Source organism: Bradyrhizobium sp. T-1 (assembly GCF_053592855.1).
This window is the reverse complement of record NZ_CM132115.1, coordinates 806,345-833,236: the sequence shown is the minus strand read 5'-3', so window position 1 is coordinate 833,236 and position 26,892 is coordinate 806,345. Positions and strand designations below refer to the sequence as shown.

20 protein-coding genes and 1 pseudogene are annotated in these 26,892 nt (G+C 64.6%); 11 read left to right on the top strand and 10 right to left on the bottom strand.

Annotated features, from left to right (window positions below; genetic code table 11):
• Positions 1–12: 12 nt before the first annotated feature.
• Positions 13–522, top strand: coding sequence for an Lrp/AsnC family transcriptional regulator (locus tag ACWAT4_RS03940; RefSeq protein WP_212303955.1), 510 nt, complete (start codon positions 13–15; stop codon positions 520–522).
• 110 nt (positions 523–632) lie between these two features.
• Here ACWAT4_RS03940 and ACWAT4_RS03935 read toward each other — a convergent pair whose 3' ends face one another.
• The 4 genes from ACWAT4_RS03935 to ACWAT4_RS03920 form a co-directional block, all read right to left on the bottom strand.
• A complete protein-coding gene (locus tag ACWAT4_RS03935; protein ID WP_212303956.1) occupies positions 633–2,132 on the bottom strand; it encodes a phosphomannomutase/phosphoglucomutase in 1,500 nt (499 codons plus the stop codon).
• A gap of 181 nt (positions 2,133–2,313) precedes the next feature.
• Entirely contained in the window at positions 2,314–2,826 is a 513-nt protein-coding gene (locus tag ACWAT4_RS03930) for a TIGR02281 family clan AA aspartic protease (protein ID WP_212446220.1), read from the bottom strand.
• Between the two features lie 126 nt (positions 2,827–2,952).
• Complete coding sequence (gene hrpB, locus ACWAT4_RS03925; protein WP_449729846.1) at positions 2,953–5,427, bottom strand: ATP-dependent helicase HrpB; 2,475 nt, start codon at positions 5,425–5,427, stop codon at positions 2,953–2,955.
• Between the two features lie 128 nt (positions 5,428–5,555).
• Positions 5,556–6,872, bottom strand: a complete 1,317-nt coding sequence (locus tag ACWAT4_RS03920; protein WP_449729845.1) for a UDP-glucose dehydrogenase family protein — start codon at positions 6,870–6,872, stop codon at positions 5,556–5,558.
• 196 nt (positions 6,873–7,068) lie between these two features.
• Here ACWAT4_RS03920 and ACWAT4_RS03915 point away from each other — a divergent pair, with 196 nt between their 5' ends.
• Positions 7,069–8,139, top strand: coding sequence for an acyltransferase family protein (locus ACWAT4_RS03915; RefSeq protein ID WP_449729844.1), 1,071 nt, complete (start codon positions 7,069–7,071; stop codon positions 8,137–8,139).
• 5 nt (positions 8,140–8,144) lie between these two features.
• Here the strand turns inward: ACWAT4_RS03915 and ACWAT4_RS03910 are convergent, their stop codons facing one another.
• The gene (locus ACWAT4_RS03910; protein ID WP_449729843.1) at positions 8,145–9,116 is read right to left on the bottom strand and encodes a quinone oxidoreductase family protein; all 972 of its coding nucleotides are present in this window, start codon (positions 9,114–9,116) and stop codon (positions 8,145–8,147) included.
• 98 nt (positions 9,117–9,214) lie between these two features.
• Here ACWAT4_RS03910 and ACWAT4_RS03905 point away from each other — a divergent pair, with 98 nt between their 5' ends.
• The 4 genes from ACWAT4_RS03905 (at position 9,215) to ACWAT4_RS03890 (ending at position 14,476) form a co-directional block, all read left to right on the top strand.
• On the top strand, positions 9,215–10,057 hold the full coding sequence (locus ACWAT4_RS03905) for a LysR family transcriptional regulator (RefSeq protein WP_449729842.1): 843 nt from the start codon (positions 9,215–9,217) through the stop codon (positions 10,055–10,057).
• A gap of 102 nt (positions 10,058–10,159) precedes the next feature.
• The gene (gene polA / locus ACWAT4_RS03900; RefSeq protein WP_449729841.1) at positions 10,160–13,198 is read left to right on the top strand and encodes a DNA polymerase I; all 3,039 of its coding nucleotides are present in this window, start codon (positions 10,160–10,162) and stop codon (positions 13,196–13,198) included.
• 11 nt (positions 13,199–13,209) lie between these two features.
• Positions 13,210–13,749, top strand: a complete 540-nt coding sequence (locus ACWAT4_RS03895; RefSeq protein WP_449729840.1) for an NADPH-dependent FMN reductase — start codon at positions 13,210–13,212, stop codon at positions 13,747–13,749.
• Positions 13,750–13,840: 91 nt separating this feature from the next.
• Positions 13,841–14,476 carry a LysE family translocator gene (locus ACWAT4_RS03890; protein ID WP_212445783.1) on the top strand — a complete coding sequence of 212 codons (636 nt, stop codon included), beginning with the start codon at positions 13,841–13,843 and terminating at the stop codon, positions 14,474–14,476.
• 214 nt (positions 14,477–14,690) lie between these two features.
• Here the strand turns inward: ACWAT4_RS03890 and ACWAT4_RS03885 are convergent, their stop codons facing one another.
• Positions 14,691–15,317, bottom strand: coding sequence for a glutathione S-transferase family protein (locus ACWAT4_RS03885; protein ID WP_449729839.1), 627 nt, complete (start codon positions 15,315–15,317; stop codon positions 14,691–14,693).
• A 172-nt stretch (positions 15,318–15,489) separates the two neighbouring features.
• On the opposite strand from ACWAT4_RS03885, the gene pyrE reads away from it, so the two are divergent.
• Both pyrE and ACWAT4_RS03875 read left to right on the top strand, forming a co-directional pair.
• Positions 15,490–16,053, top strand: a complete 564-nt coding sequence (gene pyrE / locus ACWAT4_RS03880; protein WP_212427928.1) for an orotate phosphoribosyltransferase — start codon at positions 15,490–15,492, stop codon at positions 16,051–16,053.
• A 292-nt stretch (positions 16,054–16,345) separates the two neighbouring features.
• On the top strand, positions 16,346–17,125 hold the full coding sequence (locus ACWAT4_RS03875; RefSeq protein ID WP_449731333.1) for a DUF2865 domain-containing protein: 780 nt from the start codon (positions 16,346–16,348) through the stop codon (positions 17,123–17,125).
• Between the two features lie 90 nt (positions 17,126–17,215).
• Here the strand turns inward: ACWAT4_RS03875 and ACWAT4_RS03870 are convergent, their stop codons facing one another.
• Positions 17,216–17,647: a hypothetical protein gene (locus ACWAT4_RS03870; RefSeq protein WP_212303426.1), complete on the bottom strand. Its 432-nt coding sequence runs from the start codon at positions 17,645–17,647 to the stop codon at positions 17,216–17,218.
• Between the two features lie 194 nt (positions 17,648–17,841).
• On the opposite strand from ACWAT4_RS03870, the pseudogene ACWAT4_RS03865 reads away from it, so the two are divergent.
• A pseudogene (locus ACWAT4_RS03865) lies at positions 17,842–18,129 on the top strand (GIY-YIG nuclease family protein); the annotation flags it as partial.
• Between the two features lie 65 nt (positions 18,130–18,194).
• Here ACWAT4_RS03865 and ACWAT4_RS03860 read toward each other — a convergent pair.
• Positions 18,195–18,419 carry a hypothetical protein gene (locus ACWAT4_RS03860; protein ID WP_449729838.1) on the bottom strand — a complete coding sequence of 75 codons (225 nt, stop codon included), beginning with the start codon at positions 18,417–18,419 and terminating at the stop codon, positions 18,195–18,197.
• Positions 18,420–18,626: 207 nt separating this feature from the next.
• Between ACWAT4_RS03860 and ACWAT4_RS03855 the strand changes: the two genes are divergently transcribed.
• A complete protein-coding gene (locus tag ACWAT4_RS03855; RefSeq protein ID WP_449729837.1) occupies positions 18,627–21,152 on the top strand; it encodes a glycogen/starch/alpha-glucan phosphorylase in 2,526 nt (841 codons plus the stop codon).
• Positions 21,153–21,247: 95 nt separating this feature from the next.
• On the top strand, positions 21,248–22,063 hold the full coding sequence (locus ACWAT4_RS03850; protein ID WP_212445787.1) for an acyl-CoA thioesterase: 816 nt from the start codon (positions 21,248–21,250) through the stop codon (positions 22,061–22,063).
• 256 nt (positions 22,064–22,319) lie between these two features.
• Here ACWAT4_RS03850 and ACWAT4_RS03845 read toward each other — a convergent pair whose 3' ends face one another.
• On the bottom strand, positions 22,320–23,936 hold the full coding sequence (locus ACWAT4_RS03845) for a phosphoenolpyruvate carboxykinase (protein WP_212303431.1): 1,617 nt from the start codon (positions 23,934–23,936) through the stop codon (positions 22,320–22,322).
• 282 nt (positions 23,937–24,218) lie between these two features.
• Positions 24,219–26,825: a CHAT domain-containing tetratricopeptide repeat protein gene (locus tag ACWAT4_RS03840; RefSeq protein ID WP_449729836.1), complete on the bottom strand. Its 2,607-nt coding sequence runs from the start codon at positions 26,823–26,825 to the stop codon at positions 24,219–24,221.
• Between the last annotated feature and the right edge of the window lie 67 nt (positions 26,826–26,892).

The window sequence follows — 26,892 nt, the reverse complement described above, 5'->3', positions numbered from 1 at the left end:
AAAGTTCTTCAAATGACTGATGTCGCTGTCCAGATCCCCGAGACCAGCCGCCGCCTCGACGCCATCGATCGCAAGATCCTGATGGTGCTCCAGGACGATGCTTCCCTGTCCGTCGCCGAAATCGGCGATCGCGTCGGGCTGTCCTCGACCCCCTGCTGGAAGCGCATCCAGCGGCTGGAAGCCGACGGCGTGATCCTGAAGCGGGTGGCGCTGGTCGATCAGAACAAGATCGGGCTCGGCATCTCCGTGTTCGTGTCGGTGGAGAGCTCCGACCATTCCGACGCCTGGCTGAAGAAATTCGCCGAAGCCGTCAGCGCCATGCCCGAGGTGATGGAATTCTACCGCATGGCCGGCGACGTCGACTACATGCTGCGCGTCGTGGTCGCCGACATGCAGGCCTATGATGTCTTCTACAAGAAGCTGATCGCCGCCGTGCCGCTGAAGAACGTCACCTCGCGCTTCGCGATGGAGAAGATCAAGTCGGTCACCGCGCTGCCGATCCCGGCCGTGGTGGCGGCTTAGAGCTCGACCGAGACTGCTAACCGCTTGCGCGGGAGAGGCCCCTCACCCCAACCCTCTCCCCGTAAGAACGGGGCGAGGGAGTAGACCGCCGTCGGAGCGGTCGCCACACATCAGATCGTCTGGTTGTATTGCCCGACTTCGGGATGCGTGCGCAGCACGCTGTTCACCATCTCGAACATGTCGTGCATGCGCTGCTCCGAGACCGGGCTCTCAACGACAACCACGAGCTCGGGCTTGTTGGAGGACGCGCGCACCAGGCCCCAGCTGCCGTCTTCGACCGTAACCCGCACGCCGTTGACGGTAACGAGATCGCGGATCGCCTGATCGCCGATCTTGGCGCCCTTGGCCTGTAAGCCTTCAAAATGCTTCACCACCTTGTCGATGACGCCATACTTGGTCTCGTCGGCGCAATGCGGCGACATGGTCGGCGACGACCAGGTCTTCGGCAACGCATCCTTCAGGTCCGCCATCGACTTGCCGGGGGCGCGGTCGAGCATGTCGCAGATCGCGATCGCCGAGACCAGGCCGTCGTCATAGCCGCGGCCATACGGCTTGTTGAAGAAGAAGTGGCCGGACTTCTCGAAGCCCGCGAGCGCGCCGGTCTCGTTGGTGCGGCGCTTCATGTAGGAATGGCCGGTCTTCCAATAAGCGGTCCTGGCGCCCTGCTTTTGCAAGACGGGATCGGTGATGAAGAGACCGGTCGACTTCACGTCGACGATGAACTGCGCCTCCTTGTGGATCGCCGACATGTCGCGCGCCAGCATCACGCCGACCTTGTCGGCAAAGATCTCCTCGCCGGTGTTGTCGACGACGCCGCAACGATCGCCGTCGCCGTCGAAACCGAGGCCGACATCGGCCTTGTGATGCAGCACCGCGTCGCGGATCGCGTGCAGCATCTCCATGTCTTCAGGGTTCGGATTGTATTTCGGGAAGGTGTGATCGAGCTCGGTGTCGAGCGGAATCACCTCGCAGCCGATCGCCTCCAGCACCTGCGGTGCGAACGCGCCGGCGGTGCCGTTGCCGCAGGCCGCAACGACCTTGAGCTTGCGCTTGAGCTTCGGGCGGCCCGTGAGATCGGCGATGTAGCGCGCCGGATAGTTCTCGTGGAACTGGTAGGCGCCGCCGGCCTTGTTCTTGAACTCGGCGTTGAGCACGATCTCCTTCAGCCGCGTCATCTCGTCGGGACCGAAAGTCAGCGGGCGGTTGGCGCCCATCTTCACGCCGGTCCAGCCATTGTCGTTGTGCGAGGCCGTGACCATGGCGACGCAGGGCACATCGAGATCGAACTGCGCGAAATAGGCCATCGGCGTCACCGCAAGCCCGATGTCGTGCACCTTGCAGCCCGCCGCCATCAGGCCGGAAATCAGCGCATATTTGATCGAGGCGGAATAGCCGCGGAAATCATGCCCGGTGACGATCTCCTGTTTCACGCCGAGTTCCGCAATCAGTGCGCCCAGCCCCATGCCGAGCGCCTGCACGCCCATCAGGTTGATTTCCTTCTGGAACAGCCAGCGCGCGTCGTATTCGCGAAAACCGGTGGGCTTGACCATCGGCTCGGATTCGAAGGCGTAGGTGTTGGGCAGAAGCACGGATTTCGGCTTGGGAAACATTGAGACGGTCTCGTGAAAAGGGCGGGAATTGGTGCAGCCTTAGCGAATGCCGGGCCGCAGCGGAAGGCGGGAATGAGGGCTTATGGCCGATAATTGCGGCAGTTTGGTAACGGAAAAACGTTACCTGCCGCGGGCTCGGTTCAGTGCAATATCGAATGATCCGGCAGCAATCCGTCTGGATTTACTGCTCCAGCACCATCTGGCCGTTGGCGTACTCGAAGCGCTTCAGACGGGACAGGAAGGAGAGGCCGAGCAGGTTCTCGGACAACGCTGCATCCGGCAGCACCATGGCATCGACATCGCGCACGATGAGGCCGCCGACATCCAGCATGGCGATGCGGGTGCGCGCGGCTTTGATGGTGCCGTTCGCGGTGGTGACGGTCGCGTTGTATTCGCTGCGCGAGGGACGCAGGCCGAAGCGGGCCGCCGAGGTCTCGTTCAGCGCCACCACGGAGGCGCCGGTGTCGACCATGAAGCCGATACGCTGACCGTCGATGCGGCCATCGGTCTGAAAATGGCCGCGGACATCGCGGGAGATGGCGAGGCTGCGGCTTCCGGCCGGGGCCGCGGTTGCGACGGCGACTGTCGTGCGCGGCACTGATGTGGCGGAGGCCGAGCTCATCCGGTCCGCCATCTGCGCCATGAAGGTGCCGAGGCCGATCATGATGGCCGCGAAGATCATAATGTTACGCATCACACCACTTCCGAGCCGGAAAGCTCGATTTCACCACGCAACCTGCCCACCCGCGAGCGGAGCCACGGCAGAACTTCGCCATTTTGGCGAAAAGGATGAGCGGACGGTTAATGCCGGCCTAAAATCTCACGTCCCGCGCGGCTTGGCTCGCCGGGTCGGCAGCGCGCTGGCGGGATCATCCGGCCAGGGATGGCGCGGATAGCGGCCGCGCAGATCGGAGCGCACCGCGGCGTAACTGCCGCGCCAAAAACCGGGGAGATCGCGCGTGACCTGCACCGGGCGCTGCGCCGGCGACAGCAATTCCAGCACCAGCGGGACCTTGCCCGCCGCGACCGACGGATGGGTGTTGAGGCCGAACAATTCCTGCAGCCGCACCGCAATGGTCGGGCCCTGCTCGGCCTCGTAATCGATCGCGAGCACGCTTCCCGTAGGCGCCTCGAAATGCGTCGGCGCCTCGCGGTCGAGCCGCGCGCGCATCTCCCACGGCAGCAGCGCCATCAGCGCATCGGAGAGATCGCCGGGCGAAATGTCCTTCAGTGCGATCTTGTCGTAGAGCGCGGGCACCAGCCAGTCGTCGCGTCGCGCGATCAGCCCGTCGTCGGAAAGATCGGGCCAGCTGTCGCCCTCGGCCTTGCGTAGAAACATCACGCGGTCGCGCCATTGTTTTGCGGCCTTCGACCAGGGCAGCCGGTCGAGGCCGGCGGCGATCAGACCATCCGCGAAGATGCGTGCAGTGTCCTCCGAGGGTGACACCGCAAGCGTGGCCTCGGACAGCGTGATCGCATGCAGCACGCGCTTGCGCCGCGCGCGCAGCGCCATCGCACCACGGTCGAACGAGATCTCGTCGAGAGTTTCGATATGCTCGGCGAAATGGAGCTCGATCTCGTCCTCAGTGATCTGCGCTGCGAGCAGGATGCGGCCGCTCGCGGCCGTGCCCGTCATCTCGCCGATCGCGATATAGGGTGCGCGGGCGAGCGAGGACGTCTGCTCCACCGCGGCGCCGCGGCCATTGGCGAGCACGAAGCTGCCGTTGCCGCGATTGCGCGCGACACGATCCGGGAAGGCGTAGGCGAGCATCAGGCCGGTCGAGAGATCCTCCTGTAGCCCCGGCTTCTCGGATGCTGCGACCTGCGAGGCCCAGCGTCGGGCGAGATCCCGCGCGCTCGCCGCCCGCGGCGAACGGTCGCGGCGGAACTGGTCGCGCCGGTGCTCGAGGTCGGCGCTGTCGCCGCCGAGCCCGCGCTCGGTGAGGATGGCCGCGATCTCGGCCGCCTCTTCGCCGCTACCCGCACGATGCGAATCCACGATCATGCGCGCCAGCCGCGGCGGCAGCGCCAGTGCACGCAGGCTTTTTCCCTCTGCCGTGATACGACCGTCGCCATCGAGCGCATTGAGCTCGGAGAGCAGGCTCTTGGCTTCCTTCCAAGCCGGTTGCGGCGGCGGATCGAGGAACGACAGCGCAGCGGGATCGGCCACACCCCATTGCGCGAGGTCGAGCACCAGCGAGGACAGATCGGCGCTCAAAATTTCCGGCTGGGTGTAGGGCGCAAGCGACGCGGTCTGCGGCTCGTCCCAGAGCCGATAGCAGACCCCCGGCTCGGTACGGCCGGCGCGGCCGCGGCGCTGATCTGCCGCCGCGCGCGAAACACGCACGGTCTCGAGCCGGGTCAGTCCAATGTCCGGCTCGTAGCGCGGCACGCGGGCGAGACCGGAATCGACCACGATGCGCACGCCTTCGATCGTGAGCGAGGTCTCCGCGATCGAGGTCGCCAGCACCACCTTGCGCGTGCCCTTCGGCGCCGGCGCGATGGCGCGGTCCTGCACAGCGGCATCGAGCGCGCCGAACAGCGGCACGATCTCGATGCTGGCGTCCTGCACGCGCTCAGCCAGGAAATTCTGGGTGCGGCGGATTTCGGCGGCGCCGGGCAGGAAGGCGAGCACCGAGCCGCTGTCAGCGCGGAGCGCGGACGCGATCGCATCGGCCATTTGCCGCTCGATCGGCGCATCGGCCTTGCGGCCGAGATAGTGGGTCTCGACCGGAAAGGCGCGGCCCTCGCTCTCGACCACAGGCGCCTCGCCAAGCAGCTTTGCGACACGCGCGCCGTCGAGCGTCGCCGACATCACGAGGATACGCAGATCCTCGCGCAGGCCGAGTTGGGCATCGCGTGCCAGCGCAAGACCCATGTCGGCATCGAGCGAGCGCTCGTGGAATTCGTCGAACAGGATGGCGGCGACGCCGGAGAGTTCGGGATCGTCGAGGATCTGGCGGGTGAAGATGCCCTCGGTCACCACCTCGATGCGGGTTGCGCGCGATATCTTCGAACCGAAACGGACGCGGTAGCCGACGGTTTCGCCAGCACGCTCGCCGAGCGACTTGGCCATGCGGTCGGCGCTGGCGCGCGCCGCAATGCGCCGCGGCTCCAGCACGATGATCTTTTTGCCCTTGGCCCAGGGCGCATCGAGCAGCGCCAACGGCACCCGCGTGGTCTTGCCGGCGCCCGGAGGGGCGACCAGCACGGCCGCGTTGTTCGCCTCCAGCGTGCGCGCGAGGTCGTCGAGCACGGCATCGATCGGCAGGGGCGTGTCGAAGGTACGGGGCAAGAAATCATCCGGTCGTCATGCCCGGGCTTGTCCCGGGCATCCACGTTCTTTCACCTGGCAGTGAACAAGACGTGGATGGCCGGGACAAGCCCGGCCATGACGGTTTTCGGTCAACAACAATATGGAGATCAGCCCTGCACGGATGGCCGGCCCACGCTCTCGTAAGTGAAACCGGCCGCAGCCATCTCTTCGGGACGATAGATGTTGCGGAGGTCGACGACGACGGGCTGCGCCATGGTCGCCTTCAGCCGGTCGAGATCGAGCGCACGGAACTGCACCCATTCGGTGACGATGACGAGCGCATCGGCGCCCTGCGCGCAGGAATAGGCATCCTCGCAATAGGTGATGTTCGGCAGCTCGCTCCTGGCCTGCTCCATGCCAACGGGATCGAAGGCCTTTACCTTCGCGCCCATGTCGAGAAGGCCGGTGACCAGCGGGATCGACGGCGCATCGCGCATGTCGTCGGTGTCGGGCTTGAAGGTCAGGCCGAGCACCGCGATGGTCTTGCCGCGCAAGCTACCGCCGAGCGCCTGGCTGACCTTGCGCGCCATCGCGCGCTTGCGGTTCTCGTTGACCGCCAGCACGGATTCGACGATGCGCAAGGAGACATCATAGTCCTGCGCGATCTTGATCAGCGCCTTGGTGTCCTTCGGGAAGCAGGAGCCGCCGAAACCGGGACCGGCGTGCAGGAATTTGGTGCCGATGCGGTTGTCCAGACCAATGCCGCGCGCGACCTCCTGCACGTTGGCGCCGACCTTTTCGGAGAGGTCCGCGATCTCGTTGATGAAGGTGATCTTGGTCGCGAGGAAGGCGTTCGCGGCGTATTTGATCATCTCGGCGGTGCGGCGCGCGGTGAACATCAGCGGCGCCTGATTCAAGGATAGCGGGCGATAGATGTCGCCCATCACCTTGCGGCCACGCTCGTCGGAGATGCCGACGACGACGCGATCGGGGAATTTGAAGTCGCGGATCGCTGCGCCTTCGCGCAGGAATTCGGGGTTGGAGGCCACGACGACGTCGGCCTTTGGATTGGCCTCGCGGATGATGCGCTCGACCTCATCGCCGGTGCCGACCGGCACGGTCGACTTCGTCACCACGACGGTGAAGCCGGTGAGCGACTGCGCGATCTCCTTCGCGGCAGCGTAGACATAAGAGAGATCGGCATGGCCGTCGCCGCGGCGCGAGGGGGTTCCGACCGCGATGAACACGGCATCGGCATCCGCAACCGGCTTGGCCAGATCGGTGGTGAAGTCGAGCCGCTTGGCCTTGACGTTGGTCGCGACCAGCTCGTCCAGACCCGGCTCGTAGATCGGAATCTCGCCGCGATGAAGCGCCGCGATCTTCTTCTCATCCTTGTCGACACAGGTGACGTCGTGGCCGAAATCCGCAAAGCAGGCTCCGGACACCAGTCCCACGTAGCCCGTGCCGATCATCGCGATGCGCATGAAAATCCCTGTTCCAGCTTGGTTAACGAAACCCCAATCCGAGGGGCGGTTTAGCATTTTCCCGTCGGGAAGGAAGAGCCCGCGCCGAGAAACCGGCACGCGATTTGTACCGGTAAAGAAGTCGGAAACCACTGGGCGCCACACTGCCCCACACCCACACAGGGACCGGGCGGAACACGCCTCGAAACGGGACACCATGGCATCATCAGGCACATCAGCTGCGAGCGGGGAGCTTCTCAAAGCCTCGGCTGCCGCGCGTGTCGACTGGGTCGATTACGCCAAGGGTATCTGCATCGTCATGGTGGTGATGATGCACTCGGTGCTGGGCGTCGAGCTCGCCGCTGGCGAGACCGGTTTCATGCATGTCCTGGTGGCCTTCGCAAAGCCGTTCCGGATGCCGGACTTCTTCCTGATTTCGGGCCTGTTCCTGCCACTGGTGATCAATCGGGACTGGCGAACCTATCTCGACCGCAAGGTGGTGCATTTCGCCTATTTTTATGTCGTCTGGGTGACAATCCAGTTCGGCTTCAAGGCCCCTGCTTTCGCCGCCGAAACCGGCTGGCGCGACGTGGGCCTGCTGTATCTCGAATCCTTCATCGAGCCCTTCGGCACGCTCTGGTTCATCTACCTGCTGCCGGTCTTCTTCATCGTCACAAAACTGACACGCAAATTCCCGCCGCTCGCGATTTGGCTGGCGGCGGCCGCGCTCGAGACCGCGCGGATCACGACCGGCTGGACCGCGATCGACGAGTTCTGCGCGCGCTTCGTCTACTTCTATTCGGGCTATCTGTTCGCGCCTTACGTCTTCGCGCTGTCGGATCGCGCACGCAATCATCCAGCGCGGGCAGTCGCCGCGCTCGCGACCTGGGCGCTGGTGAATGCCGGCCTCGTCGCATTCGGCGCAAGCGAGTGGAAGATCGTCTCGCTGATGCTCGGCTTCGCCGGCGCATGCGCGATCATCACGTCAGGCACGCTGCTGGCGCGTGCGCATTGGTGCAATTTCCTGCGCTTCTGCGGTGAGCATTCGATCGTGATCTATCTCGCCTTCTTCCTGCCGATGGCCTCGACGCGCACGCTGCTGCTGCGCACCGGCATCATTCCGGATATCGGCACCGTGTCGCTGATCGTCACCATCGTCGGCGTGATCGGATCGCTCGCGATCTGGCAGGCTGCGCTGCGGCTGCAGGCCGACTTCCTGTTCGAACGGCCCGACGCATTCTGGATCGCGCCGAAGAAGGCCGGCCCAGTGCTGCAGCCGGCGGAATAGACCGCTCAGGGCCGCAGATAGAGGGCTCCCGTCGTATGCCCGGATTCCAGATCGGCCTGCGCTAGCGCCGCATCGCGCAGATCGTAGGCTTTGCCGGTCACCTCGAGAACACCGCCGGCCATCGCAGCAAGCACCCGCTCGGCCGAACCGCGATACGCATCGGCATCGTTCATGTGGGCCATCACGCTCGGCCGCGCCAACATCAGGCTGCGCCGCGGTCCGAGATCATTCACATCGACCGGCGGAATTGGCCCGGCCGACTGGCCGACGCTCGCGACCACGCCGAACGGCCGCACGCAGCCCAGCGTCTTCTGCAACGTCGTCCCACCGACGCCGTCATAGGCGGCATCGACGCCGGCTCCGGCGGTGAAATCGGCGACGGCCGCGGCGAAATCGGCGTCGCGCCCGACGATCACATGGTGCGCACCGGCTGCACGGGCGATTTCGACTTTCGCCGGCGAACCGACAGTTCCGATCACGACCGCCCCGCGCGCACTGGCCCAGCGTGTCAGCAGCTGACCAAGTCCTCCCGCAGCGCTATGGACGAGCACCGTCGTGCCTCGGCCGACCGGAAATACGCGACTGAGCAGCATGTCGGCTGTAATGCCCTTGACGAACGCGGCGGCGACCGCCTCATCCGGCAGGCCGGCCGGAATCTTCACGCCGCGCCAGGCTGGCATGTTGCGTTCGGACGCATAGGCGCCGACCGGCACGCCCGCATAAGCGATGCGGTCCCCGACCTCGAGGCCTGTGACCTCGATGCCGAGCGCCGCAACGACGCCCACGGCCTCGACGCCGGGAATGCGTTCGGGCGCGAGCGCGTAGAGACCGAGGCGCTGATAGATATCGATGAAATTGACGCCGATGGCGGTCTGCCGCAACCGGACTTCGCCGCGGCCCGGCGGCGGCAGATCGGCGCTTGCCAGCTCGAGCTGCTCGACGCCACCGGGCGCCTTTAACCTCACGATCACGGCCATATCGAGTTTCTCCAGTCAATGATGGAAGAAACTATGGATCGCCGCGGATATCTGCGAAACTGCTCATAATCGAAAACCTATTGTGAGATTTCGCGCATATGGACTGGACCGACCTGCAGCATTTCCTGGCGCTGGCGCGCGAAGGCAGCCTGTCGGCCGCGGCGCGGAGCCTCAATGTCGACCACGTCACCGTGGCCCGCCGCGTCGCCGCCCTGGAAGCATCCGTGTCGCTCAAGCTCGTGGACCGCAGACCGCGCAGCTACGAGCTCACCGGGGACGGCAGGCGCATCGCCAAGATCGGAGCGCCGATGATGGAAGCGGCTTTTGCGGTGGAGCGCGCCGCACAGGCCTCAAAATCCGAGATCGGTGGTGAGATCACGATCAGCGCCCCACCTTCGCTCGCCAGCCTCCTGATCGCGCCGAAGCTGATCCGGCTGCGACAGCAGCATCCCGGCATCAGGATCAAGCTGATCGGCGAGAAGCGCACGGCCTCGCTTACGCGCCGCGAGGCCGATCTGGCGCTGCGCCTGTCCCGCCCGACGGAGCCCGGGCTGATCGCCCGCAAGATCGGCTATTTCGAGTTTGGCCTCTACGGCTCGCCCGACTATCTCAAGGCGACACCCCCGCATGCATTCGCCTTCATCGCCTACGAGGCCAGCATGGATGAGGTTCCCCAGCAGCGATGGCTGAGGCGCTTCGCCGGCACGCGCGAGATCGTGCTTCGCACCAATGATCTGGAGAACCAGGCGGCAGCCGCCCGAACCGGAATTGGGCTGGCCGCCTTGCCAAGATTTCTTGGCGAGGCTGACGCGAGGCTGCAGCGGCATGACATCGGTGGACGCCCGGTCGGACGCGAGGTCTGGCTGGTTCTCCATCGCGACCTGCGCCGCGCGCCCGCGGTGCGCGCGGTAGCGAGCTTCATCGAAGGCTGCCTGGCCTGACCTCGCTGCGGCTGTGCCGATGCCATGATTTGCCTGTGCGAGTCGGCAAAATTGCGACCTGTCGAGGCTGTCTTTTGCCGCAAAAATTCATACATTGCGGCCATGCCCAAGACATCTCCGAAGACCTCCGCCAAAGCCGACACCAAACCCGCCGCGGCGACAGCTGCTGCCAAACCGGTCGCGGCGAAGGCCGCCGGCAAGGGCGACCACATCTTCCTGGTCGACGGTTCCGGCTACATCTTCCGCGCCTATCACGCGCTGCCGCCATTGAACCGCAAGTCCGACGGGCTTCAGGTCAATGCTGTGCTGGGCTTCTGCAACATGCTGTGGAAGCTCTTGCGCGACATGCCCGCCGACAACCGGCCGACGCATCTGGCGATCGTGTTCGACAAGTCGGAAGTCACCTTCCGCAACAAGATCTATCCCGACTACAAGGCGCACCGTCCGCCTGCGCCTGATGATCTGATCCCGCAATTCGCGCTCATCCGCGAAGCCGTGCGCGCCTTTGACCTGCCCTGCCTGGAGCAAGGCGGCTTCGAGGCCGACGACCTCATCGCGACCTATGCGCGACAGGCCAGCGAACGCGGCGCCACCACGACCATCGTGTCCTCCGACAAGGATCTGATGCAGCTCGTGAACGACAAGATCGTGATGTACGACACCATGAAGGATCGCCGCATCGGCATCCCCGAGGTGATCGAGAAATTCGGCGTGCCGCCGGAGAAGGTGGTCGAAGTGCAGGCACTGGCCGGCGACTCCACCGACAACGTGCCCGGCGTGCCCGGCATCGGCATCAAGACCGCGGCGCAGCTGATCGTCGAATATGGCGATCTTGAACAGCTTCTATTCCGCGCCACCGAGATCAAGCAGCCGAAGCGCCGCGAGGCTTTGCTTGAGAACGCCGAGAAGGCGCGCGTCTCGCGCCAGCTCGTGCTGCTCGACGACAAGGTCGATCTGGAGGTACCGCTCGACGACCTCGCCGTCCACGAGCCCGACGCGCGCAAGCTGATCGCCTTCCTCAAGGCGATGGAATTCACCACGCTGACGCGCCGCGTCGCCGACTATTCGCAGATCGACCCATCCAATGTCGATGCCGATGCAAGCAACAGCAGCGGGGCGAGAGGCGGCGACAGCGCGAAAGCAAAGCCGTCCGAGAGCTCAGGCGATCTCTTCGCAGCGCCTGCCGCAGCCGCAAAGGACGCCGACAAGGGCGACAAGTCGGCAAGCATCAAGGGCGCACCGATCTCGCTCGCCGCCGCGCGCGAGGAGGCGCTGCGCAAGCTCCCGGTCGATCGCGCCAAATATCAGACGATCAAGTCGATCAAGGAGCTCAACGCCTTCATCGCCCGCATCCATGATACCGGTCATGTCGCGATCGAGATCAAAGCCAACTCCATTGATCCCATGCAGGCCGATCTCTGCGGCATTGCGCTGGCGCTGGCACCGAACGAGGCCTGCTATGTGCCGCTGGCTCACAAGCAGTCCGGCGGCGACGGCGGGCTGTTCGACGCCGGCCTCGCGCCGGATCAGGTCAAGCCTACCGAGGCGATCGATGCGCTGCGGCCGGTGCTGGAATCCGCGGGCATTCTCAAGATCGGCTTCGACGTCAAGTTCGCCGCCGTGATGCTGGCACAGCACGGCATCACCTTGTGCAACGCCGACGATGCGAAGCTGATCTCCTACGTGCTCGACGCCGGGCGCGGCTCGCATGAGCTGGACTCGCTGTCCGAGCGTTGGTTCGGCCACGCCATGCTGAAGGAGAGCGAGCTGCTCGGCAGCGGCAAGGGCAAGATCACCTTTGACCAGGTGCCGATCGACAAGGCTGTGCCGTTGTCTGCCGAGGGCGCCGACATCGCGTTGCGCGCCTGGCGCGTGCTGAAGCCGCGCCTCATCGCCGAGCACATGACCACCGTCTACGAGACGCTGGAGCGGCCGCTGGTGCCGGTGCTCGCGCGCATGGAGCGACGCGGCATCTCGATCGACCGTCAGGTGCTGTCGCGTCTCTCCGGCGACTTCGCGCAGACCGCGGCGCGCGTCGAAGCCGAGATCCAGGAGATCGCGGGCGAGCCGGTCAATGTCGGCAGCCCCAAGCAGATCGGCGACATCCTGTTCGGCAAGATGGGACTGAGCGGCGGCACGAAGACAAAAACCGGCGCATGGTCCACCACCGCGCAGGTGCTGGATGATCTTGCCGAGCAAGGCCACGATTTTCCGCGGAAGATCCTGGAGTGGCGCCAGGTCTCGAAACTGAAATCGACCTACACCGACGCGCTGCCGACCTACGTCAATCCGCAGACCCACCGCGTCCACACGACCTACGCGCTGGCCGCGACCACGACGGGCCGGCTGTCGTCGAACGAGCCGAACTTGCAGAACATCCCGGTGCGCACCGAGGACGGCCGAAAAATCCGCCGCGCCTTCGTCGCCACGCCCGGGCACAAGCTCGTCTCCGCCGACTATTCGCAGATCGAGCTGCGCCTGCTGGCCGAGATCGCCGACATTCCCGTGCTGAAGCAGGCATTCAAGGACGGGCTCGACATTCACGCCATGACGGCGTCCGAAATGTTCGGCGTGCCGATCGAGGGCATGCCAAGCGAAATCCGCCGCCGCGCCAAGGCGATCAATTTCGGCATCATCTACGGCATCTCCGCGTTCGGCCTCGCCAACCAGCTCGGCATCGCCCGCGAGGAAGCGTCGGCCTACATCAAGAAGTACTTTGAGCGCTTCCCGGGCATTCGCGCCTACATGGACGAGACGCGCGATTTCTGCCGGAGCCACGGCTACGTCACCACGCTGTTCGGCCGCAAGTGCCACTATCCCGATATCAAGGCCTCCAATGCCTCGGTGCGCGCCTTCAACGAGCGTGCCGCGATCAACGCCCGGCTTCAGGGCACCGCCGCCGACATCATCCGCCGCGCCATGACGCGGGTGGAGGATGCGCTGGCGCAGAAGAAGCTCTCGGCGCAGATGCTGCTCCAGGTTCATGACGAGCTGATCTTCGAAGTGCCCGACGCGGAGGTCGAGGCGACTCTTCCCGTCGTGCAGCACGTGATGCAGGATGCGCCGTTCCCGGCCGTGCTGCTGTCGGTGCCGCTGCACGTCGACGCGCGCGCGGCGAACAATTGGGACGAGGCGCATTAAGGGCCGTTCCAATGAAGATCGCCGCCATCTCCGGCAGCCTGCGCGCGGGTTCTGGCAACACCGCAGTGTTGCGCGCAGCGGCGCGGCTCGCGCCTGCTGGTGTCGAGGTCATCCTGTTCGAGGGCATTGCGGAGCTGCCTTTTTTCAATCCGGACCTGGACGGCGATGACGTACCCGCGCCGGTCGGCGCGATGCGCCACCTCATCGGCAGCGTCGACGGGCTCCTGATTTCCAGCCCCGAATATGCCCGCGGCGTCGCCGGCGTGCTGAAGAACGCGCTCGACTGGCTGGTCGGCAGCCACGAATTTCCCGACAAGCCCGTCGCACTGATCAACACGTCGCCGCGCGCGACCCACGCGCTGGCCGCTCTGACGCTGACGCTGGAAACAATGTCCGCCCGGCTCGCCACGGAGGCCTGCGTGACGCTGCCCTTGCTTGGCGGCGCCTGGGACGAACACAGCATTGCCGCCGATCCGGCACTCGCAGAGCCGTTACGATTGGCGATGGAGCGTTTCGCGGCGTTCATCGCCACCAAGCAGGCCGAGGCGTAGGACCAGATTGAATTGTCCTCCGTGCAATTGCGCGATGGCCCCACGGCGCCGCGCATATTAGAACCAGCACATCTCCCGCATCGGTTCATCCATGCCCCACACCTCCGCCCTGCTCGGCTTCGCTCTCGTCTGCCTTGGGCTCGTGCTCACGCCCGGGCCAAACATGATCTACCTGATCTCGCGCTCGATCACGCAGGGCCCGGCAGCGGGCATCGTCTCGCTCGGCGGCGTCGCGCTGGGCTTCGTGTTCTACATGCTGTGCGCGGCGTTCGGCATCACGGCGCTGCTGCTCGCCGTTCCCTTTGCCTATGACGCACTGCGCTTTGCCGGTGCCGGCTACATGCTGTGGCTCGCCTGGCAGGCGGTGAAGCCGGGCGGACGCTCGCCATTTCAGGTGAAGCAGCTCGCCATCGACAGCCCGCCTAAATTGTTCGCGATGGGGCTCGTCACCAATTTGCTCAACCCGAAGATCGCGATGCTGTATCTGGCGCTGCTGCCGCAGTTCATCGATCCCGCGGCGGGCAGCGTGCTGACGCAGTCGGTGGTGCTGGGGGCGATCCAGATCGCGATCAGCGTCAGCGTGAACGCGATGATCGCACTGGCCGCGGGATCGATCGCGCTATTCCTGGCAAGCCGGCCAAGCTGGATGCTGGTGCAGCGCTGGCTGATGGGCACGGTGCTGGCCGGCCTTGCCGTACGGATGGCGGTGGAAGCGAAGAAGGTGTGAGGCTTGGTCACCTCTCCTCGCTTGCAGCCGCTTGCAGGGAGAGGCGTAGGCCGCCTATGGCGGCCGTTCCGAAGAACGCCGAAGCATAGCTTCGGCTATGTCGCTCTTGCGATCCGGGTGAGGGGGTACAGGCATCTCGGCCATCTCGCGTGTGGAGAGAGGCCCCTCACCCCAACCCTCTCCCCGTAAGAACGGGGCGAGGGAGGAAGAAAGCTCAATCCAGCTTCGCCTCCATGCCACGCTTCACCGCCGGGCGCGCCATCAGGGCGTCGTACCAGCGCTTGACGTTGGGAAAATCGGCAAGCTCAACCTTGTGGCGCGGATGGCGCCAGGCCCACCCCAGGATGGCAAAATCGGCGACCGAGAGATCGCCGGCGACGAAGTCGCGGGCCTCAAGGCGGCGGTCCAGCACGCCGTAAAGCCGCCGCGTCTCCGCCATGAAGCGCTTCAGGCCGTAGGCGCGATCCTGCTCGTTCTCGAGCGCGATGAAATGATGCACCTGTCCCGGCATCGGGCCAAAGCCGCCCATCTGCCACATCAGCCATTCGTAGACGGGAATGCGTGCGCCAAGCGATTTCGGCAGGAATTTGCCGGTCTTTTCACCGAGATAGAGCAGGATCGCACCGGATTCGAAGATGCTGACAGGCTTGCCGTCCGGGCCTTCCGGGTCGAGGATCGCGGGGATCTTGTTGTTGGGGGAGACCTTGAGGAACTCCGGCGCCATCTGCTCGCCCTTGGTGATGTTCACCGGGACCACCTTGTAGGGCAGCCCCATCTCCTCCAGGGCGACCGAGATTTTGCGGCCGTTCGGCGTGTTCCAGGTGTGCAGCTCGATGGTCATTGGTCCGTGTCCTTCCCGGGAATTCGGGCCATCACCTACTCCGGAACGTTGCACCCCCACAACCGGCGGACCGGGATGGCCGATCCCTGTTGACGGGGGACGCCCCCTCTGGAATGTCGCGGCCGTCGCGGATAAATTCCGCCACCTCCAAAAACGCTCCCGAGGGACCGCCGTGTCGAAATCCGCCTCCCGCGCCCGCCTGTTCGAAATCATCCGCCGCCGCTCCTTCGGGCGCGGCGAGGTGACGCTCGCCTCGGGCCGCAAGAGCGATTTCTATTTCAACCTCAAGCCGACCATGCTGGACCCCGAGGGCGCGACGCTGCTCGCCGAGCTCACCTATGAGACGCTGAAGGACGACAATCTCGATTTCATCGGCGGCCTCGAGATGGGCGCGGTGCCGCTGGCCGGTGCTCTGGCGCAGATCTCCTGGATCAAGGGCCACCCGATCGCGGCGTTCTTCGTGCGCAAGAAGCCGAAGGAGCACGGCGCCAGGCTCGCGATCGAGGGCTTGCCCAGAGGCGAGACGCTTGCCGGCAAGCGCGTCGTGATCGTCGAGGACGTCACCACGACCGGCGGCTCGGCGATGAAGGCCGTGGAATCCGTGCGCGAGACCGGTGCGGAAGTCGTGCTGGTGCTGACCATGGTCGACCGCGAGGAGGGCGCCACCGACACGTTTGGTGCAGCCGGCCTGCCGTTCCGCTCGCTGTACAAGGCGTCGGAATTTTTGAAGGCTTGACGCCTCTTCTCCCTAGCCCCGTTCTTACGGGGAGAGGGTTGGGGTAAGGGGCCTCTCTCCACACATGAGATCGTCAAGAGGCCTGTACCCCCTCACCCGGAATCCGCGCTTTCAGCGCGAATTCCGACCTCTCCCCGCAAGCGGGGCGAGGTGAAGCAACCCCTCATTTACCATCGCGCTTTATGGTGAATCATGTGCTGAGACCCCTCAAGGGTTGCGGCCGGTTCAGTAGCGTCGGGTGGAGTAAGCGTTGCGTACGATCGTGTCCCATGCGCGCCGGCGGCGTCGCGCGATGCTCGTGGCCGCCACCCTCGCAGCACCGCTGCTTGCAGCTCCGGCCCCGGTTTCGGCCGAAGGCCTGTTCGACTTCCTCTTCGGCGGAGCCCAGCAGCGCCCGCAGCGCGACGTGCCGCAACAGGCGAATTCCTTCGTCGATCCCTTCGCCAGCCAGCAGAACCCGGCCGGCCAGCCGCAATATGCGCCCCCGGCCCGCGCGGCGGCGGCCGGCGGCTCCGGCCCGGCCTTTTGCGTACGCAGCTGCGACGGCAAATATTTTCCGCTGATGCGCGGCCTCGCCTCGCCGGCGCAGATGTGTCAGGCCTTCTGTCCCGCCAGCGCCACGAAGGTCTTTTTCGGATCCTCGATCGACAGCGCCTATAGCCAGACCGGCGAGCGCTACGCCGACAGCGAGAACGCGTTCGCTTACCGCAAGGCGCTGCGCGCCGACTGCACCTGCAACGGCCGCGAGCCGGCCGGGCTCGCGCCGGTCGATCTGACGCTGGACAGTTCGCTGAAGGCCGGTGACGTCATCGCCACCACCGACGGTCTCGTCGCCTATACCGGCGTCCGTCTCGGCAACGACCAGACCGCGGAGTTCACCCCGGTCGCCTCATATCCCGGCCTCACCGCGCAGGTCCGCGCCCGGCTCGGCGAGATGAAGGTCGCGCCGGTGCGCGCGGAGACGGTCGCAGCAGATGCGCCGGCCGCCGAGATCGTGCGCGAGACGCTGCCGGATGTGACGGCCGTGCCGAAGCCGACGGCGAAATCGGCAAAGCGGGCGGGATTGGATTAGGCCCCCACTCTATCCGAGCCGTCATTGCGAGCGAAGCGAAGCAATCCAGCCTGCCTCTCTGGAGGCACTCCAATGACGGAGGATGCTGCGTCACCGCCCGATAATCACCCCGATCACGTTCGGCGCCGCCAGATATTTCTCCTCGATCGCCGCGCGCGCAGCAGCACGATTCTCGGCCGTCAGCAGGCCGCGCTTCTCGGCCAAAATCATCCAGCAAAAACCCCACCAGTCGGTCAGCATGCCCGTCTCGCTGACGAGGTCGTAGCCCTGCTCGGCCGCGAAGATGCGCGCATGCGCTTCGTCCAGCGTATCGAGGAAGTGATGGTCCTCGGGCGCGAACAGATCGTCGCTGATGTCGTCGATGGTGTAGCCCCAGATCGACTGGCACACCGCGTTGAACTCGCGGTCGAACTGGTCGTCATCGACGGCATAGCGCCGCGCCGCCTGGTGCAGCCGCGACAGCGACCGCGCGAAATCGGCGATCCGGGTGAGGGCAAATTGATCGAAGGCAATGGTGGACATGTAGTCCTCGCGACGGCTGTCAGACCCTAGATATTGTGTCGGCGATGTGCCGAATCACAATGATATATCAAAGACTTGCTAAAGTGTTCTTAATTTGTTCTGATGATGAGCGGCTGGTTATTGAGATCGTCGTCCTGGCGAAAGCCAGGACCCATTACCCCGGTCAGTGTTGGTTTTGCGAGCTCGAGCCACCGATGAGCACAGGCAGCTATTTCGTCTACATCCTCGCGAGTCGTCATCACGGGACGATCTATATTGGAATCACCAATGATCTTCGCGCGCGACTTGAGCTGCACCTCGCGGGACGTGGTTCGAAGTTCGTCACAAAGTATGGTGTGACGCGCCTCGTCTACGTAGAGACCTACGCCTCGCCATCCGAAGCAATCGCACGGGAGAAAGCACTGAAGGAGTGGCGGCGCGATTGGAAGATTCGCTTGATCGAGCGGGAGAATCCGGATTGGCGCGATCTCTCGCATCTCCTCGGACAGTCGTGGTTATGGGTCCCGGCCTTCGCCGGGACGACACCGAATATGAGGCGCGATGTCCCTCAATTCGCCGCCGACATCAACCGATCCCCACACGCGCTCGCGTAAAACTTGCCGCCGCATTGGCGCTTGATGGCGGCGCAGCGCTGCGCGGGTGTTGCGTTTTGCGGGAGGGAGACGGCGCAGCTAACGCCGTCGGCGCTGCGGCCGGTCTTGCCGGCGGCGCTGGAGGCGGTGATGCAGATGACGAGCAGCGCGGCCGTGGCGATTTCGATCAGCAGTCTCATGGCACATCCCTCCACAGTGATGGCGGAATCCGGCCTCAATGTAGCACGAAATCGGCGTTCCTCCGTGCTGCCCCGGGTTCCCAAACCGGCCCGTTCCTTGCATAATTTTACGCCAGTGCAGTGCATGGCCGCGCCAGCGATGGTTCCGGTGCAGGGGCAAGGCGCGTAGGGTTTAGTGGTGTTTCTGTCGACCAGGAAGTGACGGCCTTGCAAGATCAATCGTTCCAGCCAAATTTCTCCGCCTCGGGTCAGCCCATCGACGAACTTGCGTTGTCGGAGATCAAGGGCGCTATCCTGGCGAAGCTGCGCCTTGCCATCGGCAAGGATGCGGGCATGGCGACCAAGCACGACTGGTACCAGGCCGCGGCGCTGGCGCTGCGCGACCGCATCGTGCATCGCTGGCTCACGGCCGAGAAGCACAGCTACGATGCCGGGCGCAAGCGCGTCTATTATCTCTCGCTCGAATTCCTGATCGGCCGCCTCTTCACCGACGCGCTCAACAACATGGGGCTGCTCAAGATCTTCGAGGTCGCGCTCGGCGATCTCGGCGTCTCGCTGCCCGAGCTGCGCAAATGCGAGCCGGATGCAGCGCTCGGCAATGGCGGTCTTGGCCGTCTTGCGGCCTGCTTCATGGAGAGCATGGCGACGCTGTCGATCCCCGCGATCGGCTACGGCATCCGTTACGATTATGGCCTGTTCCGCCAGATCATCAATCAGGGCTGGCAGCAGGAATATCCGGACGAATGGCTCGGCTTCGGAAATCCCTGGGAATTGCAGCGGCCGGAGGTGATCTATGACGTCAATTTCGGCGGCGGCGTCGAGCATATCGACGACAAGGGCCGTGACCGCGCGATCTGGCACGCGAGCGAAACGGTGCAGGCGATCGCCTATGACACACCGATCGTCGGCTGGCGCGGCCAGCACGTCAATGCGCTGCGGCTGTGGTCGGCACGCTCGCCCGATCCCTTGAAGCTCGACGCCTTCAACAGCGGCGACTATGTCAGCGCCAGCGCCGAGCAGTCGCGCGCGGAGGCGATCTGCAAATTCCTCTATCCGAACGACGAGAGCCCTGCGGGCCGCGAGCTGCGCCTGCGCCAGGAATATTTCTTCGTCTCGGCATCGCTGCAGGATCTGATCAAGCGGCACCTCGCCTCCGATGGTCAGCTGCGCAGCCTGTCGTCCAAGGTCGCGGTGCAGCTGAACGACACCCATCCGAGCCTCGCCGTCACCGAGCTGATGCGCATCCTCGTTGACCTCCACAATTTCCGCTGGGACGAGGCCTGGAAGATCACGGTCGCGACGCTGTCCTACACCAACCACACGCTGCTGCCGGAAGCGCTGGAGACGTGGCCGGTCGAGCTGTTCGAGCGGCTCTTGCCGCGGCATCTCGAGATCATCTACCGCATCAACGTCCAGCATCTGGCGCTGGCCGAAGCGCGCGCCCCCGGCGACATCGATTTCCGCGCCTCCGTCTCGCTGATCGACGAGAAGAGCGGCCGCCGCGTGCGCATGGGCCAGCTCGCCTTCGTCGGCTCGCACCGCATCAACGGGGTCTCGGCGATGCATTCGGATCTGATGCGCGAGACCGTGTTCCACGATCTCAACCATCTCTATCCCGGCCGCATCACCAACAAGACCAACGGCATCACCTTCCGCCGCTGGCTGATGCTGGCGAACCCGAAGCTCACCGATCTCCTGCGCGAGACCTGCGGCGATGCCGTGCTCGACGACCCGACCCAGCTCTCGCTGATCGAGGCGCGCGCCAGCGACGTCGAATTCCAGAAGAAATTCCGCAGCGTCAAGCTTCACAACAAGACCGCGCTCGCGCGCCTGATCGGCGAACGGCTCGGCATCAAGGTCGATCCGACCGCGTTGTTCGACGTGCAGATCAAGCGCATCCACGAATACAAGCGCCAGTTGCTCAACATCATCGAGACCGTTGCGCTGTATCAGTCGATCAAGGACGACCCCAACGGCAACTGGGTGCCGCGGGTGAAGATCTTTGCAGGCAAGGCAGCGGCGAGTTATCGCTACGCGAAACTCATCATCAAGCTGATCAACGACGTCGCCGAAGTCGTCAACAACGATCCCACCATCGGCGGCAAGCTGAAGGTCGCTTTCTTGCCCGACTATAACGTCAGCCTTGCCGAGATCATCATCCCTGCGGCCGACCTCTCCGAGCAGATCTCGACCGCCGGCATGGAAGCCTCCGGCACCGGCAACATGAAGCTGGCGCTCAATGGCGCCATCACCATCGGCACGCTCGACGGCGCCAATATCGAAATCCGCGACCAGGTCGGCGCGGATAATATCGCAATCTTCGGCATGGAAGCGGGCGACGTGATGATCCGCCGCAAGCAGGGGCTGGATGCATCCGAGGTGATCCGCAGCTCGCCCAAGCTCCAGCGCGCCATCAATGCGATCGGCGCCGGCGAGTTCTCGCCCGGCGATCCAGGCCGCTTCGAATCCATCGCGCACGCGCTGCGTTATCTCGACCATTACATGGTCAGCGCCGATTTCGATTCCTATTACGAGGCGCAGCGCGCGGTCGATGCGCGCTGGCAGGTGGCGCCGGCCTGGACCCGTGCCTCCATCCTCAACGTCGCGCGCATGGCGTGGTTCTCCTCCGACCGCACCATCCGCGAATATGCCGAGGAGATCTGGAACGTGCCGGTCAATCCGGTCACGCCTCCATTCCAGGCGACAGAGGATCTGCGCGACGCGGCGAGCTGATTTTTCCGCAGCGTGAAATCAGCTGCTTCAGAGGTAATTGCACAAGCCGGCGCCGGACGTGATATGACGTCCGTCATTGAAAGCCGGACACGACAATGCACGCCAAGCTCCCGCACCCCTTCGACGACGCCACCCGCATCACCGCCGGTGACTCGAGCTGGCAGGGGCACACCAGCGACGATTACTGGGCCTTTGTCGGCCCGTTCGGCGGCGCCACCGCCGCGACCATCCTGCGCGCGCTGATCGAGCACCCGCAAGCGGCGGGCGATCCGCTGGCCCTCACCGTCAACTACTGCGCACCGATCGCCAAGGGCCCGTTCGATCTGGACATCCGCCTGGTGAAAGCCAACCGCTCCAGCCAGCACTGGAGCGTCGAACTGTCGCAGGGCGGCGGCGAGGTCGCGACGCTCGCCACCGCAGTGTTCGCCGAGCGGCGGCCGTCCTGGGAGCACAGGGTAGCGCAATATCCAGATACAAAACCGTTCGAAGAGACGTTGCCGTTCCCGAAGATCGCGGCATCCTGGGCCAACCAATATGAATTCCGCTTCGTCGAGGGCGAGATGCGGCTCGGCCCGCCGCAGGCCGAACTCGCCAGCACCTATTCAAAGCTCTGGATCACCGATCGCTTGCCGCGCAAGCTCGACATGCCGTCGCTGATGTCGATGTCGGACGCCTTTTTCGGCCGTATCTTCCACGCGCGCCGCGAGCTGGTACCGTTCGGGACGGTGTCGCTGACGACATATTTTCACACTGACAGCGAAGAACTCGCAGCCGAAGACATCACGCGCCTGCTCGCGACGGCCGATTCGAAGATCATGCACAAGAGCTACGCCGACCAGAACGCGGAGCTGTGGTCGCCGAACGGCAGGCTGCTCGCGACGACGACGCAGATTGCGTATTTCAAGGCGTAGCCACACTCGTCGTCCCGGACAAGCGCAGCCTTGGCAACGCGCAGCGTTGTCCTGAGCGGAGCGCAGATCCGGGACCCATACTCCGCAGCAACCGTTTTTGCGAAGACTCGGAGTTGCCAGCCCGCGCTCCAATGTCTTCCTGTGGTGATGGGTCCCGGCCTTCGCCGGGACGACGGCTGATATATGTGGCTGGCGCTCGCGACCGCAAATAAACAGGGCGGCCTCTCGGCCGCCCTTTGCATTGAAGACAGAGCAGTTACTCCGCCGCGAGCTTCACGTCCGGCGCGGCCGCGCGCACTTCGGCGTCGACCTGGGCTTCGAACTTGGCAAAGTTCTTCTGGAACATGCCGACCAGCGCACGCGCCGTCTTGTCGAACTCGTCCTTGTCCTTCCAGGTGTTGACCGGGTTGAGGATCTCGCTCGGCACGCCCGGCAGTGCGGTCGGGACCGCGAAGCCGAAATATTTGTCGGTGCGGAATTCGACGTTGCGCAAGCTGCCGTCGAGCGCGGCGGTCAGCAGCGCGCGCGTCACCTTGATCGGCATGCGTGAGCCCGTGCCGTACTTGCCGCCGGTCCAGCCGGTGTTGACCAGCCAGCAGTCGACATTGTGTTGCGCGATCAGATCGCGCAGCATGTTGCCGTAGACGGAGGGATCGAGCGGCAGGAAGGGCGAGCCGAAGCAGGTCGAGAATTCCGGTTGCGGCTCGTTGCCGAGACCGCGCTCGGTGCCGGCAACCTTCGCGGTGTAGCCGGAGAGGAAGTGATACATTGCCTGTGCCGGCGACAGCTTTGCGATCGGCGGCAGCACGCCGAAGGCGTCGGCCGCGAGCATCACCACGTTCTTCGGCTGCGGCGCGCGGCCGGTGCGAGAAGCGTTCGGGATGAAGTCGAGCGGGTAGGCCGAACGCGTGTTCTCGGTCTTGGAGCCATCGTCGAAGTCCACCACGCGGGTGTCTTCGTCGAGCACGCAGTTCTCGAGCACCGCGCCGAAGCGCGTCGACGCCGCATAGATCTGCGGCTCGGCTTCCTGCGAGAGCTTGATGCACTTGGCGTAGCAGCCGCCTTCGAAATTGAACACGCCGTTCGGGCCCCAGCCGTGCTCGTCATCGCCGATCAACGTGCGGTTGGGATCGGCCGACAACGTGGTCTTGCCGGTGCCTGACAGCCCGAAGAAAATCGCGGCGTCGCCCTTGGCGCCGACATTGGCAGAGCAGTGCATCGGCATCACGCCGCGCTCGGGCAGATAATAGTTCAGCGTGGTGAAGACCGACTTCTTCATCTCGCCGGCGTAGTAGGAGCCGCCGATCAGCACGATCTTGCGGGCGAAGTCGATCGCGACGACGTTCTCCGACTTGCAACCGTGGCGCTTCGGATCGGCGCGAAAGCTCGGCATGTCGATGATGGTGAGCTCGGGCGTGAACGTCGACAGCTCGATCGCCTCGGGGCGGATCAGCAGCGTGCGGATGAACAGCGAATGCCAGGCGAGCTCGGTGAAGACGCGGGTCTTGATCCGATAGGCTGGATCGGCGCCGCCATAGAGGTCCTGTGCGAACAGGCTCTTGCCCTCGGCGTGCTTGAGAAAGTCCTGGTACAGCGTCTCGAACTGCTCCGCGGTGATCGACTGATTGCCGGCCCACCACATCTTCTTGTCGGTGGTGGCGTCGCGCACCGTGAACTTGTCCTTCGGGCTGCGGCCCGTGAACTCGCCGGTGTCCGCGCACAATGCGCCGTCGGCGGAGAGCACCGCCTCGCCCGCTGCGAGCGAGTATTGATAGAGTTGCGGCGCACCCAGATTCCAGTGAACCTGCTTGAGATTCCTTAAGCCGAATTTGTCGGCGCCGAAGGCACCGTTGCGCACGCCCGTCTCTTGCACGAAAAATCCTCCTAGAACCCGCGACACTCAGCGCGACCAAGTTTTGGCACCATCGCGGTCACCGTGAATTATAGGCCGTCCGGCCTCGGCTGGACGACCTAATACTGATGAACGCTGGCGTTGCCAAGCTGATCCCGCAGGATTTGGTTTATTCAAGGAGCGCGCCAAACGTCGCGCATGTCAGCTCTGAGCAGGCTGACGCAAAAAACGCGAATGATCGCGCAACCAAACGGCTGTTTCGGCGTTATCGGAAGTTTTGCGACGCACAAATGCTGCGCCGTTCTATCGTACCGCACCTTCGCCAACGAGCGCGAACGGTCCCCACATTGCGGGGTAGGCATTGCGCGGCGACGAGGTGTCATCGACATACGCCAACATCGCGCGCCGCAGAGCTTCGGCTCTGCCGAGCTTTGGTTCGTTTTTGAGCAGGTCGAAGGTCGAAGTGGTCAAGCGGGTGGCAGCCTCCGAATCCACCGCCCAATGCGAAACCAAGAGCGCGCGTGCTCCGGCATAGAAGAAAGCGCGCGCCAATCCTGACAATGCCTCGGCGCCAGGCTTGTCGCCGGCGATCGTGTTGCAGGCCGACAGCACGACCCAATCTGCATTGAGCTTGAGCTGCGCAACCTCGCTCGCGGTCAGCAGACCGTCGTCGAGCTCGGAAGGCTGCTCCGGAATCGACAGCGCAAGCGACGGCTCGCCCACACCTTTGATGTCCCCGGCGACGAGGCCGTGGGTCGCAAAATAGATGATGCTGTATTGTGCAAGCGGCGCACGCTTGAGCGTTGCTTCACTGGCATCGCGGCCGAGATGGATGTCGGCATCAGTCGCACCGACATCTTTCGCCACAGCGTTCAGCTCGTCCGCAGTATCCGGGAGTTGCGGCAGCGCCTGCGCAAGCCGCGCACGATCGACGCCCGCGCCGCGCCAGAAGTCGGTATAGGCAATCGTCGCAATGCTGCGCGCTGCGACCTTGCCGCTTGCTGCACGACGGTCGGCAGGCCGGCCCTCGGCAGGATTGAACACGGGATCGCCAAAGCCCGTCATCGGCTTGATGCCCTCGTCCTTGCGCGCAAAGGCGCGCAGCGATTTCAGACTGACCACCGACGGCAGCACCGAGACGGCCTGACGCCGCAACAGCCAGGCTGCGCTGCGATACCCTTCGAGCGTGTCCGGGATCGCAGCTTTCGGGGTCTCCGTGACGAGCAGATGAAACGGCAGTGCCGTCAGCGCGCCTGACGGCACCGTCAGCAGGCTGCGCTTGTCCCTGGTCAGCGCCTCGACCGGACCGAGCAGCGTGACATAGAGCTCGTTGGCGAGCGCAAGATCGAACAAGCCGGATTTGCCCGAGCCGTCGCGCGCCTCATCGCTCGCCTTGCCGACATCGAGACCTCGGCGAAACGCCGTGACCTTCTGCGCCAATGCGTCGGCGCCGAGCGGAATCTCTTTCCAGTCAGCGCTCTCGCGCGTGATGGCGATGACATAGCTGCGCTTGTCGACGACGGAATGGAGCACCATGGCTTCGTCGGCCGACAGCAGCGGCTGGACGTCCTTGACCGTCAGCGGCAGCGGGTTGGGGAGCGAGGCGTAGTCGGGAAACTCGACGGCGAGCGTCTTCTGCAAGCCGGTGCGCTCGTTTGCAATTGTCGCGATCCGCGCGCGGCTGCGCTGCTCGGAGGCGACGTCGCGTTGCGCCGACGGCTTCGACACGGCCGCGATGATCGCCTTGTCGAGCGCCTCGGATTCGGCGGCAAGATCCTGGTCCTTGCGCACCAGCTCGGCGAGCCGGTCGCTGCCGGCGGCAAGCCGCACCGCGAGCTTGTTCACGGCCGATGCGGCGGAGGATTGCGTGCCACGCTGGATCGCGGCGAGCGCCTCGTCCAGTGCCTTGTCGCCCGGCACCAGCGATTGCTGGCGCGCCGCAAACAGGATCGGGAGCACGACGCGCAGCTGCGCGCGACCGTTCGCAAGCGTCTTTTCCGCGAGCGGCAACGCGTCTGCAATTCGGCCGGACACGTAGAGGAAATAGGCCAGATTGCCGGTGGAGGTCGCAACATCAGGGTGATCCGGACCGAGCGCACGCTCCCGTATCGCCAGCGCCCGGCGATACAGCGGCTCGGCATCGGCATAGCGCTGCTGATGCTCATAAAGGCCGGCAAGATTGTTGAGGGACCGCGCGACATCGGGATGGTCCGACCCCAGAACTTTTTCGCGGATCGCGAGCGAACGCTTGATCGGCGCTTCGGCGTCGGCATCGCGGCCGAGATCGCGATAGAGCTGCCCGAGATTGTTCAGGAGCGTCGCGACTGCTGGGTGCTCGGGACCGCCGACCTTCTGGAAGATCGCGAGCGCGCGCTGGAACAACGGCTCGGCGTCGGCGAAGTGCTCCTGCTTCACATAGAGCGTAGCGAGATTGTTGAGGGACTGGCCGACGTCGGGATGCTCGCGCGAAAGCGCCTTTTCGCGGATCGTCAGCGCGCGCCTGAACAGTGGCTCGGCGTCGGCGAAACGGCCCTGCCGCTGATCGAGCGCGGCGAGATTGTTCAGCACCGGCGCGATCTCGACGCTATCCAGGCCGGTCCCCTTCTCCATCAGCGCGATGGCGCGCTTGTAGATCGGCTCGGCCTGATCATCGCGCCCCTGATCGGCGTAGATCTGCGCGAGGTTGTTGAGCGCGGCGGCGAGATCGCGATTGTTGCTGGTCTTCTCGAGCGACGCCACCATGGCCTGCGCCAAAGGAAGCGCTTCCGCATATTTGCCAGCGGTTCTCAGCGCATTGATCCGCGCGCTTTGGCCTGAGAGATCGCTCTTCTGGGCAAGTCCAGGCGTGGCAAGCGATGCGGTCATCGCGAACGCGAGGCCTGCAACCCATGCCGAACGACGACGTGTCATGACCCCTCGCTGCCAACCTCAGACCGAACACGATCTTGGGTCGCAGCGACGGGAGGCGACGTTCAAT